The organism is Schlesneria paludicola DSM 18645, from assembly GCF_000255655.1.
In the GTDB taxonomy this organism is placed as follows: Bacteria; Planctomycetota; Planctomycetia; order Planctomycetales; family Planctomycetaceae; genus Schlesneria; species Schlesneria paludicola.
Genome location: NZ_JH636434.1, coordinates 538,679 through 556,576, shown reverse-complemented (window position 1 = coordinate 556,576; position 17,898 = coordinate 538,679). Strand labels below are relative to the sequence as shown.

The following is a 17,898-nucleotide window of genomic DNA, read 5'->3' as shown; positions in this document are numbered from 1 at the left end:
CACGTATGTTCACATTGCTGCAATTCCGGTTTGGGCGAACTCGTGAAAAGAGTCAGACGCTGCTCCAGGCATTCATGGCCAAGATGCCAGATCACCCTGCGTTCCCCTTCCGGCAATACAACGGGGAACTTAGAATTGGGCGGTTCCGTCTTCCGGGGGGAACAGGTTTCCGACGAAGGCATTGCGGCGAAAAAGGCAGGATGCGACATGCAACAGATGAGAATTCCTCACTGGCTCAAAATTGTTGTGATCAGTTCCGTGGTTGTGGGAATGTTTCTGCGCGCCTCCGTGGCCGTCGACGGAGTGAACGCAGCAGGCAAAGAGAAGTCCAAGCCCAATCGGCTGGCCAAAGAAACGAGCCCGTATCTGCTGCTGCACGCTCACAACCCTGTAGATTGGTACCCCTGGGGACCGGAAGCGTTCGAGAAGGCCAAGAAGGAAGGAAAGATGATTTTCCTTTCTGTCGGCTACAGCAGTTGTTACTGGTGCCACGTCATGGAGCGAAAAGTCTTCATGAACGAGGCGATCGCCAAGACGCTCAACCAAGATTTTGTCTGCATTAAGGTCGACCGTGAAGAACGTCCCGATGTCGACGACATCTACATGACGGCATTGCAAGTTTATTATCAGGCGATCAAGGCACCCGCCAGTGGTGGTTGGCCGCTCTCGATGTTCTTGACCCCCGATGGGAAACCGATTGCCGGAGGAACCTACTTCCCACCGGAAGCGACGGAAGGGAACGAGGGGTTCCCCGCGATCCTGGCCAAGCTGACGGACTTGTGGAAGAACAATCATGAACAGATGGTTGGCAACGCTGACATCGTGGCGAATGAGACTCGACGACTGATGCGGCCGAAGTTGTCGCTAAAGCCGGTGGAAGTGAACGCCAAGCTGGTGGAATCGGTGTTTGCCGCCGTCGCGGGGAGTTTTGATCCGGAATTTGGCGGAATCGATTTCAATCCAAACCGTCCGGACGGACCGAAATTTCCCACGCCGACCAAGCTGTCGTTCCTGCAACAAATGCTCTATCGCAGCCCAAACGAAGATGTCTCGAAACTATTGGATGTCACGCTGCTGCAATTGGCCTGTGGCGGGATTCGCGATCACGTTGGGGGGGGATTCCATCGATATTCGGTCGATCGCCGCTGGGACGTTCCACACTTCGAAAAGATGCTTTACGACCAGGCGCAGCTCGCCGACGTCTATGCCGAAGCGTATCGAACATCACACCAACCACTGCACAAGCAAGTTGCGGAAGAGCTGTTCGAGTTTGTTGCCCGTGATCTAACGGCCCCTGAAGGGGGATTCTATTCTGCGATTGACGCGGAAACGAACGGCATTGAAGGCGAATTCTACGTTTGGGACGCGACGGAGATCGATCATATCCTGGGGCGATCGGCCGCGGCCTTCAAGGAAGCTTACCGCGTCAAGGAACTGTCCGACTTCGAACATGGAAACGTCCTTCGGTTGTCACAAAAGCGACTGCCCAAAGCGGAAGCGATCAAAGCGGTGGCGACGCCAGCGTCGGCGACGGGATCAGAAAAGGACGAGTTCACGTCCTCGCGCCAGAAGCTGCTCGAAGTTCGCAACAAACGTAAGAAGCCCTTGCGTGATGAAAAACTTCTGACCTGCTGGAACGGGTTGATGATCGGCGCCTACGCTCGCGCGGCCGCTCCGCTGAACCATCCAGAGTATGTCGAAATCGCAGCTCGTGCCGCAGAGTTCATTCTGACGAAGGCGCGTGATTCTCAGGGACGACTGCTGCACACATATGCTTCAGGCCAGGCGAAGTTGAATGCCTATCTGGACGACTATGCTTTCCTGATTGACGGCCTGATTTCGCTCTACGATGCGACCGAAGATGTGAAGTGGCTGAAGGTGGCGAAGCAACTTCAGGATGACCAGCTGCGGTTGTTCCTGGACGAATCAAATGGCGGTTTCTTCTTCACGTCCCATCACCACGAAGAACTGCTTACACGCACCAAGAATTGCTTTGATGGAGTCGTTCCGGCCGGAAATAGCGTCAGTGCTCGCAACTTGATCCGGCTGGCTGCGCTGACCAAAATCTCGAGTTATGCGGATGAAGCACGGGCTACGGTGGAACTGTTTGCCTCGAATATCGAGCAGGCTCCACGCGGTTATGCGAACCTGGCGCTGGCTGCCGCGGAAGTTTTGGAAGCCTCGGCCGAGGAAAAGACCAGCGCGACAGAAGACGAATCGACCGTCGTTTTGGCAGCGGGGGCCGAGACCGCGGGATCGAATGAGCCGCTAATCATCCTTGCAGAACAAAAAGACGAGGGAAACCAGAAGAAAGAAGAACTGGTCAAAGGGCGGGCCTGCCTGTCCACGGACAAGCTGCCGGCAGGGGCGACCTGCCAGTTCATCGTCTTGTTGAACATCAAAGAAGGCTGGCACATCAATGCAAATCCCCCACAACCCGATTATTTGAAGCCGACCAAGGTCTCGTTCAAGTCGAAACTGGGTGCAACGCTTTCCGACATCAAATACCCCGCCGGGCACGGATTCAAGTTTGCTGGCGAGGACATGGATGCCATGGTTTACGAAGGTGAAGTTGCCATTCGCGGGACGTTAACCGTTCCCGAAAAGGCGGCGGGCCAGGTCGACGAAATGGAAATCGTTATCAACTATCAAGCCTGCAACGAATCGGGATGCCAGCCACCGAAGAGTATTCGCCTGACCGGGAAGTTGGCGGCGGCGAAGAAGGGCGAAGCCGTGAAATCGATCAATGCACGGTTATTTGCTCCTCCGGCAAACGCTCAGAAATAAACGGCTGGAATGAATTTGAATCTCGAGAAACTGCGATCTGACGAGGGCAGGTACCTGCTGGCGATTGAATCGTCGTGCGATGAGACGGCCGCTGCCGTGATCGATCGTGAACGGCACGTGCTGTCGAACATCGTCGCAACACAGAACGAACTGCATGAACGGTTCGGCGGTGTCGTTCCCGAAATTGCCTCGCGCGCACATCTCGAGCGGATTCTGCCCGTGATCGACGAAGCACTTCGCAAGGCGAACGTGACGCTGGCTGAAATCGGTGCCGTCGCAGTGACAACTCACCCCGGGCTCGTCGGCTCACTCCTGGTTGGACTCACTGCGGCCAAGACACTGGCACTGGTGCTGGATGTTCCGCTGCTCGCGATCAATCACATCGAGGCGCATATCTATGCCTGCCGAATGGCGGCGGGCCGGGACGTGTTTCCTGCCGTGGGATTTGTTGTCAGTGGGGGCCATTCCAACCTGTACGATTGTCGTTCGCCGGTGGAGTTTGAACTGCTGGGATCGACGACTGATGACGCTGCAGGCGAGGCATTCGACAAGGTCGCTCAGATTCTGGGACTCGAGTATCCCGGCGGGCCCCAGATTGAAAAAATCGGCAGTCAGGGCCGTCCTGATGCGGTGAATTTTCCACGCCCGTTTCTCAATGAAGAACGGCTGGACTTCAGCTTCAGTGGCCTCAAGACGGCCGTGCTTTACGCGGCCAAAGGGACGCCGGGGGCACGAATTCAACCTCCGCCATTGACCCCGCAGCGCGTGGCCGACCTTGCGGCGAGTTTTCAGGCAGCAGCCGTCGAGGTTCTGGTTGGCAAGTGCGAACAGGCGTTGCGGAAGACGGGACGCTCGACACTACTCGTCGGGGGCGGCGTCGCAGCGAACGGAGTCTTTCGGCAGAGTCTCGCCGAGATGGCCCATCGTCGGAACGTGCAGTTGATCATTGCCGAGCGTGAGCACTGCACGGACAACGCGGCGATGGGAGCGCTGGGCTGGGAATTGTGGGAGCGAGGTATGACGTCTCCCCTGGATCTGGATGTGACGCCCGGCTTGGTCCGCAAACGCTGACGCGTTCTTGCGATTGGCCGATCCCGAGTCTCGATCGCGCGTCATGCTCGCGTCGTGAACAAAAAACGCTTGCCGCATTGGGGGGGCCACGCGGCAAGCGAAATTGTCAGAGCCAATGAAGGACACGATCGCCAATTGGCCTAATGCTTGTGTCCCCCGTGTCCTCCGTGCTCGCCACCGGCCTTGAACGCGGGATGATTCTTGTTTCCACGTGCATTCACGTAGGCGACGAGATCCAGGATTTCATCACGGCTCAGCTTGTCGAGCAGCCCTTTCGGCATGATCGAGACCTTGGATTTGGTGCGTTCGACGACGTCACCGCGTTTGATCACGATTGGATCGGCTTTCACGAGCGGATTTTCGACGAGCTTGATGACATCAGGAGTTTCTTCGACAACCAGCCCGGTGACGGTTTTCCCGCTGGCAAGTTCGATCACGTTCGTTTGATACTTCTCGTTGATTTTGGCCGACGGGTCGAGGATCTCTTTCAGAATATCGACGCTCGACCATTTCGCTTCCAGTTTCGTCAGATCGGGGCCAAATTCACGTCCCGCACCGTCCAGTTTGTGGCATCCGACGCAGTTGGCGACCGTAAACAGTTGCTTGCCGTTGCCGTAGCTCGGCATGGCGTGTTGATGTTCGTCATGTCCCGGGGCTGAAGAAAGGGAGCTGATCACATCCGCGAGATCTTCCACTTTCCATTCGGTTCGTGGACGACGGTCTTTCAGGTAGGCGTCTTGGGCTTCGATCTTGTTCGCCGCCAGATACGCATCCGGATTCGCAAGATACGCGTCCAGATCGGCCACGACATACAGGGCGCCGTACATGCGACGCCAGTGTCCAGGGTAGGTACAGACAAAGGGGTAAACCCCAGGCTGAGTCGGTGCGGTGAAGCTGACTCGCTGGGTATCGCGTGGTTGCATCAGAGTGCTTTTCGCCAGCACGTTGTCAGATTGAGGTACGTAGCTCTTTTCCGCGAAGCCAGGCTGCTGGGCATTGGTTTCCGACAAGAGACCGATTTCTTCGAGGCTTCCCGGGCGGGTAATAACGAAGTTGTGCGGCATCAAGTCGCTGTTGTCGAGCAGGAACTCAACTGGCTTTCCCGCGGCGATCGCGATGACATCCTTGTCGAAGGCCATCTTTTCGAAGATGGTCCCGATCTTGATGACTCGCACCCCCAGTTCGCTGAGCGTGGCTCGCGTCCTTTTGGATTCGTCCGGCGGAAGAAGCGTCGACAGCGCATCGGCAAACTCGAGCGTCTCGAGAGCCGAGTTCGATGTTCGTTCGGCAGTCGGAATTTTCTGGATCGAAGCGATCAAAACGCCGATGAGGCCCGGGGCTGCATCTTTAGGCCATGACGATTGAGGCAATCGCTGCATAGCGCGAATGGCACTGCCGCGTTCGACATCATCCTGCAGGAAGGGGCTTAGCAGGGCAAAGGTTTTGGACTCTTGTCCGCGGACGTACGTCAGGGCCGACATGGCGGCGCGACGAACCAGTGAGCCGGAACCGCCGCCTTCGAGCGGGATTGAAACACTGACCTTCGGAGCGGCCAACTTTTCTCGCTTGACGACTTCTGCACGGGTTTCGTCGAGTACCAGCAGGGTAAAGTTCTTCAGGCGATCGGGGATCTCGGTTCGGTTGTAAATATTGATCTGATCGATTGGATACGACTCACCCAGATCGACTTCCCACCAGGGGTCCACGGTCTCTTCCTCGGTGTGCGTCTGGCCGCCATCGCCATAGATGCCGGATTTGTTGCCATCGATTCCGCGACTGGCGACGCCCCCCGCACTGACGTTTTTCTGGCTGGCCTTTCCACGACGGGCCACGTTGGTGCCTCCGCTGATCACTTCGACTTCTGCCAGGGTGAGTGTTCCCTTCCGAGGAAGTTCGATGCGGACATAGCGGCCGACCGTCCCAGTCGCCTTTGCATTCTGCAGCGACACGGGCAACCCCTTCAAGAGTGGCTCGACCTTCTCGTAGAGACTGGCGCGGACCGAGGCATCGCTGATGAGTGGCATCGCATTTACGAAATCGAGCAACCGTTGAACGTCCGATGTCGCCAGAGCCCAGGCTTTGTCGATACTTCCATCGACATTGATCAAGGACACAAAGCCAATTTGGCGGAAGACGGGCTGCTTTGCCGATACAGCTAGCTTTTCGAGTTCGGCTCGTGCCGTCCCCAGTTCCGCCGCGCTTCGGCCCGTCAGTTGACGGACCAGATCGAAGACAACTGTCACATCTGTATTGGTTTTTTTCGCGTCGAGCGCGTTGATGGCGTCGATCACAATGGAGCTGGCCGATTTGCCGTCAAGCTGGGCGAGTCCTGCGACCGCGGCCGAGCGATCTTCGTCCCGCATGCCAGAACGGCTGAGGATTTCGGCCAAAACGAGTCTGTCTTTCTTTTCGTGAAGAAGTTGGTCATTTGACAACTTCTTCAGATAGAACCGTGCACCGGCTTCGGTCGTAAAGGCAACGCGGCGATGTTCCGCCGTGGCTTTGTCCATATAGGGCTGAAGCGTTCGCATGACTTCACCGGATAAGTAGTCGATGAAGGAATCGACCGGCTTCTCTCGTGCAATCAGCACGACTTCGGTCGCTTCGGCCTGTGTCAGAAAGCTGGCCGCCCACATCGCCTGCAAGCGAACTCGCGGAGCCGGGTCCGCCGCCGCCTGCTTGAGCAGATCGAGCGTGTTGCTGATGCGATCACGCCACGCCTGCAGGACGCGGATCGCGGCCGACCGCACATGGTGATCTTTCGCACGCAAACACTGTTCGAGCAGAGTCGAATTGATCACGTTGTGGTGCTGATGAATCCAAAGGCCTTCGAGGACATGCTCTTCGGCATTGGGATTGTTTTTGTCCACCGCAGCGAGCCACTTGGTCGTCGCGGCAATGACGTCGCTAGTTGGGCGGGCCGACAATTCAATTCGAGCTCGGCTACGAACCCTGTCATCGGGATTCTTGAGGGCGTCCAGCAACTTTTCGATCGGCTGCCCGGCAATCGGAACGGGCTTGATCAGGTCGCGGCCTTCGTAACGCAGGCGGTACACGCGTCCGTGAATCCGATCGCGGTTGGGGTCACGAAGATTGTGCTGCATGTGGCCGATGATGGGGTTCTGCCAATCGGTGAAATAGATTGTCCCATCGGGAGCCGTTTCAATGTCGGCCGGACGGAAATGCGGATCGGTGGAGCTGATGAGCACCTCGGGAAACTCGGTCGCGCCATAGCTGCCGCCATCTTCCGTCACCTTGTATTGCAGAATGCCTTGCAGCCCGATCACGTTACCGACCAGCAAGCTGCCTCGCATCTCTTCGGGAAAATGACTGCTGGAAAGGTATTCGATCGCCGGACAGGGGCGAGTCCGTTGCTTGTAGACCGAGGGCGTGCCGCCGTGCTTGTTCGGATAGTCCAGGTAACTGGAAAACAGTGTCGCGTCGTAAGGAACCGAGCCCGTTCCATCGACAACGATGTCCTGGCCCCAGGCGTTGAAGGCGTGGCCATGTGGGTTGGCGAACCCGTATGTCACATAGACGTCGATCTTTTGAGTGCGTGGTTCGAAGCGGAAGACGGCTCCGTTGGACACGCGACGAGGGCCGCCCCAGGGCGTTTCGATTTGTGAGTTGTGGAATGTCCCTTCCTGAAAGTACATCGCGCCGCCCGGATCGACGGCGAAACTATTGATCGTGTGATGGGTGTCCGCAGTGTCGAATCCATGAACGACGCGTTCCTTGATGTCGTATTTGTCGTCGCCGTTGGTGTCTTTCAAGAAGAGTAAATCAGGTCCTTGTGCGACCAGAACTCCCCCGCCCCAGAACTCGAATCCGGTGGGGTTGTGCAGGTCACCTGCGAACGTCTTGCACTGATCCGCCTTGCCATCGTTGTTGGTGTCTTCGAGAATCAGCAGACTGTCATTCATCTGCGTGGTCGGCTTCCAGTGCGGATAGGTCGGCCACGTTGCCACCCAGAGGCGGCCTTTGGTGTCGAACGCCATTTGCACGGGATTGATCAGCTCGGGAAACATGCCTTCGTCGGCAAACAGTTCAACCTTAATATTCTTTGCCGTGGTCATCTTGCTAATTGCTTCTTCGCCCGACAGGAATAGGTGTTTTCCTCCTTCGAGCGGACCGGGCTTATTCGAGATAACCTCAAGGAATTCCGGCAAGTTGTCGTCGACCGGAGCGATGATTTTTCCTTGCGCGGCGGCCCAGACAACCTTGTCCCGGTTGGATGTTTGAACGTCGAGCGTCATCAATTCGCGCTGTGCGACCGAGTAGTTTGAAAGTCCGTCGCCGTAGCCGCCCGGCCCTTCGGCAAACTTGAGAAACGCTCGATCACCGTACGTGGAATAGCCGTCCGTCACGCGATAGCGGTTGTACCAGTAGAAATTCTTGTCGTTGACGGCAGCCAGCAGTGGCTTGAAGCTTTCGCTGGACGCCGGTCCGGCACCGAACAGGCTTTGCGTGATGATCGACGCGATGATCGAATCGCCGTGCGGAGTCTGGTGAATGCCGTTGATCGTACGAGCTGACGACTTCACAGCAGAACTGGAATTGCCAACCGCCGCCCGATCGGCGGTCAAGGTCGCGGCAAACAGATCGACGAAGGGAATCGAATTGGACTTTGCCACTTCGCCCATCGCGTCCGCATACAACTTGAGGCGCGCATTGGCGACATCAACCTGTTCTGCGGTCGGAAGGTTCGGATCACTGAGACGTTCGTGGGCCATTGGTGCAATCAGCACCAACCGCGGAGCGGACTTGCCGTTGTACTGCTGCGCAAGGGTGTGCTTGATAAACGCGTCAACATTCTGACGAAAAGCGTCGAGACCCGCCGGGCCCGCAAACGATTCGTTGTAGCCGTAGAGCGCAAAGACGACATCGGCCTTGGTATTGGTCAGTTCAAAACGATTTTCTTGAGTCTTTCCGGCATCCCGCGGCGACAGTTTCGTCGGTTGCGGGCAGGGCGCATTGCCGCTCAACCATTGATCATGGCTGCCGAAATCGCGCGACCGCAGCCGTTTGGTATCGTCGCGGAAGCCGGTGATCTCGTCGCCGCTGTAGGCGAGGTTGCGAAAGACCAGTTCGTGCTTGGGGAATCGGGCGTGGATCTGCGCTTCCAGATTGCCAAAATGTTGCATCCGTTCGGCGACAGTCCCACCCACGATGCAAATGTGATCACCCGGCTTGAGTTCCAGTTTGGCTTGGGCTAGGGCAACGGACGACCAACACGACAAAACGGCAATTGCGCAAAAAGACCACTTCATTCCGGAATTACCTTCATGCGTTGAAACAGATAACTAGACCGGTCGCAGGAGATTTCTGCTGCTCACGGTAACCAATCAATTCGGACTTCGCGAGGAACAACCGCATCGCGGCGGACGGCGGCTGGAGGAATTGAGTTCGTGGCCGGCTGAAGCCCCTGCTCTATGGCAACGATATATCCAAGACGTCGCGCCGCCCGACACCACGACATCGTCATGACACATCGACTACGGCTGATTTTCCAAGACTCTGCGGTAGTCAAGCGGTGCCTTTTGGTTGGGTAAGATCAGCGGTTCGTATTTCCGCCCGGCAAGGCGTCTGGCATGCTCGGCCTTTGCCTGGGTGACGATTTCAGGTTGCTTGAGCAAGTCCCAGACGGTCGCCGCCATCGTTCGCGCCGCCAGTTGCATTCCTTGCTTTCCAATCGTTGTCCCGCCCGCCGCCACGGCCTGCCAGGAGTGTGATGCGGTTCCTGGGACAAAGCAGGCCGTCGTGAAACCTGCGGTTGGAATGACCCACGAGACGTCTCCGACATCCGTCGAGCCTTTGCCCACTTCGCCGCTCGTGTCGCTGACCTGAGCGATGGAATCGAGCGGCTGTGGTCTGGCAAGCGTTTCGCTGATGCGTTGTGCAAATTGGGCCTGTGTCGCGTCGTACTTAAGATCGTTCAACTGCTTGAGATTCGCGAGTGCAATCTCGGCCAGGCGGTCATTGGGCAGCAGTTCCATCGTCCCGCCGAGATACTGTTCTTCCAGCTTGGTTTCCGTGGCGAGCGCACCGGCCTGGGCACATTTGACGAGCCGCGGATAGAGCTCACGCACGATTTCCGCCTTGGGATGGCGGACGTAAAAGAAAACTTCGGCGAAATCAGGAACGACGTTGGGGGCACCGCCTCCGCTGGTGATGACATGGTGGATCCGCGTCAGATCGGGCGTATGTTCACGCATCAGTTCCGAGGCGTGACAGGTCAGTTCAATGGCGTCCAGCGCCGATCGTCCGAGTTCCGGTGAACCTGCCGCGTGCGCACTTAGTCCATGAAAGCGAAATTTGACGGCGGCGCGTGCGAGGCACGACGAATCGCCGGCCGTGTTTCGTGAGGATGGATGCCAATGGAGTGCCGCGTCGCAATCATGGAAGAGTCCCGCGCGCACCATGAAGGCTTTTCCGCTACCGCCCTCTTCCGCAGGACAGCCATAGAATCGCACGGTGCCCGTCAATTGCTTTGCGGCAATCTGTTCTGCCAAGGCGATCGCCGCAGAAGCGGATGCCACTCCAAACAGATGGTGCCCGCAGGCATGTCCGTATGTACCAGACGGGCGCGGCATCCGTTCCGTCGTGGCTTCTTGAGACAATCCGGGTAACGCGTCGTACTCACCGAGAATCGCGATCACGGGTGAGCCTGAGCCGAAGGTGGCCGTGAATGCGGTGGGGATTTCCGCGACGCCGCGTTTGACTTGAAAACCGGCCTGTTCCAGGACGTCCGCGAGCAGTCTCGCCGATTCGATTTCCTGATATCCGGGTTCTGCCAAGGCCCAGATTTTCAACGCCAAGTCCCAGGATGACGCCTCGCGACGAACGATGCTCTCCGACAGTTTCTCTTTTTGTGCGAACACAGATTCAGAGAGCAGCAGCATGCACAATAGGACGGCGACGCAGCGGAGCATTGTGGGAATCCCTTCTTCAATTCGCGTCTCGGCTGTCAGGCGGCTTTGAGGATGCGACCGCAAAGCCGCCTGTGACGCGCAGTTACTTCTGTTGTTCTTCGAGTCGTCCCTCTTTCAATTCACAATGACGCGGGAATCGGCTTGCCAGTTCCTGGCTGTGCGTCACACAGATCAGCAAGGTGTTTTGTTCGCGATTGAGGTCGAGCAGCAATGAGCCGACACTTTCTGCCGTGATCGGGTCCAGGTTTCCGGTGGGTTCGTCGGCCAGCAGCAGCACGGGTTGGTTAATGAGGGCTCGACAGACGGCGACTCGCTGGTGTTCGCCCCCTGACAATTGCGATGGATAATGTGTCAATCGATCGGCGAGTCCCACGCGCTGCAGCAATTGGCGGGCGCGAGTTTCAGCTTGGGCATCCGCACCCGACCCCGCGAGCATTGGAATCAAGACGTTCTCGAGCACCGTACATTGCGGCAGCAAGTGGTGATCTTGAAATACAAATCCGATCTTGGCGTTTCGAAAATGGGCCTGTTGTTTCTCGTTGAGCTGAAAGGGAGACTGTCCCTCGAGCCGGATGCGACCTGTCGTCGGTGCGTCGAGTGCACCGAGTAAATATAGCAAGGTGCTCTTTCCGGACCCGGACGGTCCGGTGATGGCCAGTGCTTCGCCGCGTGACATCTGCAGGTCAAAGCCGCGCAGAATCGTGAGCGGTCCGGCGGGTGTCGCATAATCTTTTGTCAGTTGTTCGACGACCAGAGTCGGAGACGAGTTGGTCATTCCGCCAGTTCCCGGTGAAAAGTCTCGGCCAATCATTGCTGTTATGTGATGTGCATCTTGAACGGCCGCCTCGCGCATTTCCAGTGACTCGCTTCCACCATCAGGAAAACGCGACCACAATATTCGCGGAAAGCAAGGTTTCGTCCGCGATGCTGATCCCTTGATGAAATCACCAAAGACGAAGCCGGGGCCGTTTTCCATGACGGACATGTGCGTACAGTCTGATGAAAACACCACGACTTTACTTGGCAGGATGATTCATGGACGCAGGGAATTCTGGTCACTCGTTATCACGCCGACGATTCATGGGACAGGGAATTGCGGGATTCTCGGCATTGGCCGCCACGGCGGGTGCCCAGCGGCCGCTTTCCGCTGCCGATTCACCGCTGCGAAATGGCAAATCGCACATGAAGCTCAGCCTGGCGGCCTACTCGTTCTCAAAGTTGCTGACGCGACGCGGAACACCCGAACAACTCGCCCAGGCGAAGTATACGCTGGAGAAGTTCATCGATTTCTGCGCCGAACATGACCTCGACGGAACCGAACTGACGGCGTACTACTTTCCGAAAGAGATCACGAATGAGTATCTGATGAGTCTGAAAGAGCGAACGTTCCGGCTGGGACTGGATATTTCGGGGACCGCCATTGGCAATGACTTCTGCTTGCCACCAGGAGAGGCGCGGGACGAAAATCTGAAGATGTGCCGTGACTGGATCGACTATTCCGCCGCGATCGGCGCACCCGTCATTCGCATTTTTGCAGGGAATATCCCCAAAGGCGACAGCGAAGACGCGGCACGCGAGCGGTGTGTTGACGCGATCAATCAATCGCTCGACTATGCCGCGACAAGGGGTGTCTGCCTGGCACTCGAAAATCATCATGGAATCACGTCGACCCCCGCGCAGATGCTGAAGATCATTCGCGCGGTGAAGCCGTCGCCATGGTTCGGCGTGAATTTTGACGGAGGGAACTTTCATACGGACGATCCGTATGCCGACATGATCGAGATTGCCCCGTACGCCATCAATGCACAGGTCAAGGTCGACATCGTAGCTGGCGGAAAGAAAGCCCCCGCAGACCTTGCTCGCGTGGTCAAGATTCTGAAAGACGCGACGTACCGCGGCTTCCTGGTCCTGGAGTACGAGTCTGACGAAGACCCGTTTGTCGCGGTTCCACGGCATCTGAAGACGCTTCGAGGACTGATTTCTTGATCGAAACGTCACGCATCGTCTGGATAATTCAAAAGGTTTGAGCCCTGGCACTTGTGCGGGGCTCAAACCTTGAATCCTCTGTCATGCGTGGAACGACGCACCATCGGCAAAGCAGTCACTCGCGATGCGCGGCTTTGGCCAGGGATCGCGTGAAGTCGCCGACCGATCGGATCACGGAAGTAGTGTCGGTACCCGCGACCGACAGCGGTTCCAGAAGCTTCACGATGGCCGAGCCAACAATCACACCGTCGGCCTTGCCGCGAAGATGCTCGATCTGATCTGGACCGCTGATTCCAAATCCAACGGCCAAGGGCAGGTTCGTTTGCGATCGAAGTGACTTCAGCATGTCGGCCAGATGCGGCGCGAGTTCCTTCCGGACTCCGGTTGTTCCCGAGACTGCGATGCAATAGACAAATCCGGTGGCACGCTGCAGGATTTTGACCGCACGTTCTGGTGGAGTTGTCGGGGCGATCAATTGGATTAAATCCAGCTTTTCATTCGCCATCATCGCGGCAAATGTTGCGGCTTCGTCGCCGGGTAGATCAGGCACGATCAGTCCCGCCAGGCCGGATGAACGTGCCTGTTTGACGAAGTTTTCAGTCCCATATCGGAAAATAATTGCGTACGAGACCATGCCGACCAGCGGAGCAGAAATTTCGCCACTGACCGAGGACAGCATCTCAAAGATCTCTTTGAGCTTGACCTGCTTTGACAGAGCACGCGTGTATGAGGCCTGAATCACCGGACCATCCGCGATCGGATCACTGTAGGGAAACCCGATCTCGATCAAGTCGGCCCCTGCCGATGCCAGTTCACGCAGGATTTTGGCTGTGGTCGCCACATCCGGGTCGCCTGCCGCGATAAAAGGCATGAACGCCATGCGGTCGGCAGATTTGAGTGCAGAGAATGTCGACGCGATTCGGGTGGCTTCGGACACAGTAGGCTTTCAGCAGTTCGAGCGTGTTGAAAATGAGTCTCGACGAATGGCGGGCGAGGTCTCTTAGAGCTCTTGTCCCGTCAGGCGGGCCACCTCGTTGACGTCTTTATCTCCGCGTCCCGACAGACAAACCACGATGATGTCGGACGCAGGCCGCTGTTTGGCACGATCCAGGGCATAAGCAATGGCGTGCGAACTCTCGAGGGCGGGAAGGATCCCTTCGGTCCGAGCCACGTGGCGGACGGTTGCGAGTGCCTGTTCGTCGCCAATGGTGAGATACCGCACGCGACCGGTATCTTTCCAATAGGCGTGCTCTGGCCCGACACCGGGATAGTCGAGCCCCGCGGAAATGGAGTGCACATCGGATGTTTGACCGTCCGCATCCTGCAGGACGTAGCTATAGGTGCCGTGAAGGATCCCTTTACTGCCGTACGACAGCGTACCGGCGTGATCACCGGGTTTGGGACCGCGTCCACCGGGCTCCACTCCGGTCAGTTCGACATCCGTATCGTCGACGAACGGGTAGAACATCCCGGCTGAATTTGAGCCGCCCCCGACGCAGGCCACGACTTCGCTGGGAAGGCGTCCTGTCGTTTCCAGGCATTGTGCTCGCGATTCACGTCCGATGACCGACTGAAAGTCACGTACGATCATGGGAAACGGATGCGGCCCCACGACCGAGCCCAGGATGTAATGCGTGTCGTCGACAGACGCCATCCAGTCACGCATCGCTTCATTGATGGCATCACGCAGCGTCCGCGATCCACTTGTCACCGGTCGTACTTCGGCCCCCATGGTGCGCATGATGAAGACATTGAGTTTCTGTCGACGAATGTCTTCTTCACCCATATACACGACGCATGGCAAACCGAATCGCGCACAGGCGGTGGCCGTCGCGACCCCATGCTGTCCGGCACCTGTCTCCGCGATGACTCGTTTCTTTCCCATCCGAAGCGTCAGCAGCGTCTGACCGATGGTGTTATTGATCTTGTGAGCGCCCGTATGATTCAAATCTTCACGTTTGAAGTAGATCTGGGCTCCACCACATTCCTTGGTCAAACGCTCGGCGAAATACAGAGGATTGGGGCGACCGACGAATGTTCGTAGCAATCCGTCCAGTTGCTTTTGGAACTCTGGATCGGCTTTGGCCTTGGCATACTCCACTGTGAGCTCTTCTAGAGCGTGCATCAGAGTTTCCGGGACAAACCGTCGTCCGAATTCTCCAAACCGGCCTTCGGCGTCGGGGACTTGAGACGTCGCAGGGCCGAGCGTTGAAGACGGAGCTTTGGACGAAGCAACTGACATAGTCAACCTTCAAGTACAATTCAGGAGAACAGACGCAAGTTCACGTACAAGGCCAATCTTGGGACAAAGGGTTGTCCCTGTTCACATCGACGAGAAAGGCCGATCGATTTCATGAAAACGTATTCGGGCAAGCCGTGGATTGTAACCGCCAGCGCCACCGGAAACAAATTCCGGCGGACCTTCTTACGCGTTTATGAGCAAGCCTCATTCGTTGCGACCGGCATGATGGACGCGGGAAGTCCCCACGTCACTGGCGACGATGACGATCGACAGGGATTCTGATTTCGGGACACTCGCGACATTCGAGAAGTTCGCGACGCATCCCGAAGTTCCCAGTCGAAGATCTCAGAATGTTCGCGTCGGCGATTTCTGCCGACACAGGAAAGGCCGGCTTTCAAGGCGAGATATCGGGCAACAGGACCACCCGGAAGCTCCAGGAGGACTTGCGACCGTCAGGTCGATCGATCACGCGAAGTGGACATTCGCCGACTTCATCGGTGAGGTCACTATCCGTCTTGATCTTCAGCGAGCCCTGATATTCCGTCACCCATTGAATCTCTTTTTCGTCCGTGGCCTCTTTGGCACCACGCATCACGGCGGAATAGTCCTTCAAGACGGGATCGTGTTGATTGGGAATTCCGTGCTGACAGATGATCCGCAGATCGGAGGTTTTGAAGCTGAGTGTATTATTGAGGCTACTTGTGAATTCGATGGCGCGACGTCCATCGGGAAGCGGTGGGAAAAGGCATCCGTAGGGGGATCTCTCATTCAACTGTTCGCCATCGACATCCTGGTACAGTCCTAGAGTCGGGCCTACGCCAATCCAAGCTGTCGCGCCGAGGGGATGACCTTCGAATTTCACTCGCTTGAAATCACGAAGCTTGTCGTCGCCGATATTCTCGATTGAAGTCTCGCCGTTTTTCTCTTTGATGATCCGGATAAAGTCTCGGTAGCCCGCCGCGAGTTCCCATTCCAGCGTCGACGGTAGCGTGGCAATCTGAGGTCCTCCGAGCCACCAGGCAAACTTTTGAGCTTCAAGAACGCAGATGTCGGTGACCGGACTTTCGGTCAGGTCTGTTCTCTCCCAAGTTCGTTCATCGGGCTTTCGCGGCGTCAGCTCGAAATCGACGTTTTCTTTGGCGAATTCGTTGAACATCTGATTCGTGACGAGCCGTTCCATGATGTAAAACGTGTCGACGCTTCGGTCGTCGATTCGTTTCGCGGGTATCAAGCGAAAGCGAACCGAATGGCCAGCGACATCACGCTGAATGATCGTGGCGAAGATCTTACCGCCCAATTTGACCCGGCGCGAATCGGGAGATTCGCTGAATTTGAGCTTGTTCAGTTCTGTCGGCCACCAGGACAGGGACGGTCGACCGATCGAGATTTTGACGTGACGTTCCCACGACTTCGAACCCCCTGGCTCGTAGGCCCGCAACACGATCGGAAGTGGCTCAATGATTTTGGGATTCAGGTCGGTGACGGAAATTGTCACATACTGCGACGTTCCAGGCAGGGGGCCATTCGTCAATGCCACGTCGACGCCCTGCGGCTTCTCGGCCACTTCGAAATCGAGCGGCGCGTTGCGATGAAGATCGACAATGTACGTTAGCTTGACGCTCGTTCCGGCTTCGATCAGGACGGGGGTGTCGGGACTGATTTCGTTTCCCGCGTCATTTGTCAGCGACACCGAGGCAGGCGGAATCGTGATTTGCTTGTACGCATACCATCCGCCACCACAGAGCGCCGCGAACAGCAGGAACAACCAGGGACCAAGACCCGAACTGCGAGGCGGTGGTGTCCGCACCAGCGTCTGGACAACCGCCGGCTCAAGTTCGTCGTCGTCTTCGCCATCGTCAATCAGATCCGTTGGACGGATCGTGTTGACGAGGTTGCGGGTCACCTTCTTGGCGGTCACCGGACGCTTTTGCGCACGGTCGTGCGCTTCGAGATATCGCTCACGCACTTCGCTCATGCTGGCGGGACGGCGTGCGGGATCCTTCTCCAGACACTGCATTACCAGCGTTTCAATCGCGGGCGGATGGTGTCGGTCTGGAGCCACGTCACGAAAGGGAGGCGGCGCGGAGCGGCAAATGGCGTTCAAACATTCGGCAAGCGCCATATGGGACGTGTCGGCTTGCGGAAATGGAACCTGGCCCGTCAACATCTGATAGAGAATCACGCCGAACGCATAAATGTCGGACTGCGGCGTGGCGCGCGGTTCCCGGCCAAGAAGTTCGGGTGCCATGTATTCGACGGTTCCGGCGCCGTCCTGAGTGCGATTACGCTGAGTTCCTTCCGAATCGAGTTTTGCCGCGATTCCGAAGTCCAGCAGCACGAACTTGCTATTTCCAGTTGACGTTCCAGCTTTGCTGACGTGCTCGCGGAGAATGATGTTTCGTGGTTTCAAATCACGATGGATCAGTTGATCGGCATGCGCATAAGCCAGCGCGTCACCGACTTCGTTCACAAATTTACGAAGTTGCTCGGGACTGAGCCGCGAGCCTTGTTTCTTGAACAGCTTTTCGAGGTCTTCGCCATGAAGAAACTCCATGACAAGATAGGCAATCCCTTTGTCGCTGCCGAAATCGCTGACCTGGACGATGTGATTGTGCTTCACTTCGGCCGCAAGTCGCGCTTCTTTCATGAACTCGCGCGACGACAGTCCGACCTTGATGGCCACAGACTGATTGAATTTCTTGTCATTTCCCCGGTACACGGCCCCATAGCCGCCTCGATCGATGAATTTTTCGAGGACGTAACGCCCGTCAAGTTCGCGTCCGACAAGATCCTGCAGATCCTCGAACTGTAGGTCGCCACTCGACATGAAGGCAGCCTTCTCACTCTCATTCTGTTAGACACACCATGTACCAGGCTCAT

10 protein-coding genes are annotated in these 17,898 nt (G+C 56.9%); 4 read left to right on the top strand and 6 right to left on the bottom strand.

The annotated features are described in order from the left end of the window. Window positions 1-207: 207 nt before the first annotated feature. Together OSO_RS41890 and tsaD are read left to right on the top strand one after the other, a co-directional pair. Window positions 208-2,787, top strand: a complete 2,580-nt coding sequence (locus OSO_RS41890; RefSeq protein ID WP_162130505.1) for a DUF255 domain-containing protein — start codon at window positions 208-210, stop codon at window positions 2,785-2,787. 9 nt (window positions 2,788-2,796) lie between these two features. Continuing rightward, window positions 2,797-3,858 (top strand): tRNA (adenosine(37)-N6)-threonylcarbamoyltransferase complex transferase subunit TsaD, encoded by a 1,062-nt coding sequence (gene tsaD, locus OSO_RS0102755; protein WP_010582027.1) that lies wholly within the window; start codon window positions 2,797-2,799, stop codon window positions 3,856-3,858. 140 nt (window positions 3,859-3,998) lie between these two features. Here the strand turns inward: tsaD and OSO_RS0102750 are convergent, their stop codons facing one another. The 3 genes from OSO_RS0102750 to OSO_RS0102740 form a co-directional block, all read right to left on the bottom strand. Continuing rightward, window positions 3,999-9,128, bottom strand: a complete 5,130-nt coding sequence (locus OSO_RS0102750) for a PVC-type heme-binding CxxCH protein (RefSeq protein WP_010582026.1) — start codon at window positions 9,126-9,128, stop codon at window positions 3,999-4,001. 225 nt (window positions 9,129-9,353) lie between these two features. After that, entirely contained in the window at window positions 9,354-10,790 is a 1,437-nt protein-coding gene (locus tag OSO_RS0102745; RefSeq protein WP_010582025.1) for an amidohydrolase, read from the bottom strand. Window positions 10,791-10,872: 82 nt separating this feature from the next. Beyond that, the gene (locus OSO_RS0102740) at window positions 10,873-11,565 is read right to left on the bottom strand and encodes an ABC transporter ATP-binding protein (protein ID WP_029246570.1); all 693 of its coding nucleotides are present in this window, start codon (window positions 11,563-11,565) and stop codon (window positions 10,873-10,875) included. Between the two features lie 260 nt (window positions 11,566-11,825). Here OSO_RS0102740 and OSO_RS0102735 point away from each other — a divergent pair, with 260 nt between their 5' ends. After that, complete coding sequence (locus tag OSO_RS0102735) at window positions 11,826-12,776, top strand: sugar phosphate isomerase/epimerase family protein (RefSeq protein ID WP_010582023.1); 951 nt, start codon at window positions 11,826-11,828, stop codon at window positions 12,774-12,776. Between the two features lie 115 nt (window positions 12,777-12,891). Here OSO_RS0102735 and trpA read toward each other — a convergent pair whose 3' ends face one another. Continuing rightward, on the bottom strand, window positions 12,892-13,713 hold the full coding sequence (trpA, locus tag OSO_RS0102730) for a tryptophan synthase subunit alpha (RefSeq protein WP_010582022.1): 822 nt from the start codon (window positions 13,711-13,713) through the stop codon (window positions 12,892-12,894). A gap of 63 nt (window positions 13,714-13,776) precedes the next feature. Beyond that, complete coding sequence (trpB, locus tag OSO_RS0102725; protein ID WP_010582021.1) at window positions 13,777-15,018, bottom strand: tryptophan synthase subunit beta; 1,242 nt, start codon at window positions 15,016-15,018, stop codon at window positions 13,777-13,779. Window positions 15,019-15,129: 111 nt separating this feature from the next. Here trpB and OSO_RS50565 point away from each other — a divergent pair, with 111 nt between their 5' ends. Continuing rightward, window positions 15,130-15,300 (top strand): hypothetical protein, encoded by a 171-nt coding sequence (locus OSO_RS50565; protein ID WP_157604972.1) that lies wholly within the window; start codon window positions 15,130-15,132, stop codon window positions 15,298-15,300. A 112-nt stretch (window positions 15,301-15,412) separates the two neighbouring features. On the opposite strand, the gene OSO_RS0102715 is transcribed toward OSO_RS50565, so the two are convergent. Continuing rightward, window positions 15,413-17,845: a bifunctional serine/threonine-protein kinase/formylglycine-generating enzyme family protein gene (locus OSO_RS0102715; protein WP_010582020.1), complete on the bottom strand. Its 2,433-nt coding sequence runs from the start codon at window positions 17,843-17,845 to the stop codon at window positions 15,413-15,415. Window positions 17,846-17,898: the final 53 nt, after the last annotated feature.

Bases quoted from the DNA above. Each gene is read 5' to 3' on its own strand.
- OSO_RS0102735 (WP_010582023.1), top strand. From the start codon at position 11,826: ATGGACGCAGGGAATTCTGGTCACTCGTTATCACGCCGACGATTCATG.
- OSO_RS0102740 (WP_029246570.1), bottom strand. From the start codon at position 11,565: ATGACCAACTCGTCTCCGACTCTGGTCGTCGAACAACTGACAAAAGAT.
- trpB (WP_010582021.1), bottom strand. From the start codon at position 15,018: ATGTCAGTTGCTTCGTCCAAAGCTCCGTCTTCAACGCTCGGCCCTGCG.
- OSO_RS50565 (WP_157604972.1), top strand. From the start codon at position 15,130: ATGAAAACGTATTCGGGCAAGCCGTGGATTGTAACCGCCAGCGCCACC.
- tsaD (WP_010582027.1), top strand. From the start codon at position 2,797: ATGAATTTGAATCTCGAGAAACTGCGATCTGACGAGGGCAGGTACCTG.
- OSO_RS0102750 (WP_010582026.1), bottom strand. From the start codon at position 9,128: ATGAAGTGGTCTTTTTGCGCAATTGCCGTTTTGTCGTGTTGGTCGTCC.
- OSO_RS0102715 (WP_010582020.1), bottom strand. From the start codon at position 17,845: ATGTCGAGTGGCGACCTACAGTTCGAGGATCTGCAGGATCTTGTCGGA.
- OSO_RS41890 (WP_162130505.1), top strand. From the start codon at position 208: ATGCAACAGATGAGAATTCCTCACTGGCTCAAAATTGTTGTGATCAGT.
- OSO_RS0102745 (WP_010582025.1), bottom strand. From the start codon at position 10,790: ATGCTCCGCTGCGTCGCCGTCCTATTGTGCATGCTGCTGCTCTCTGAA.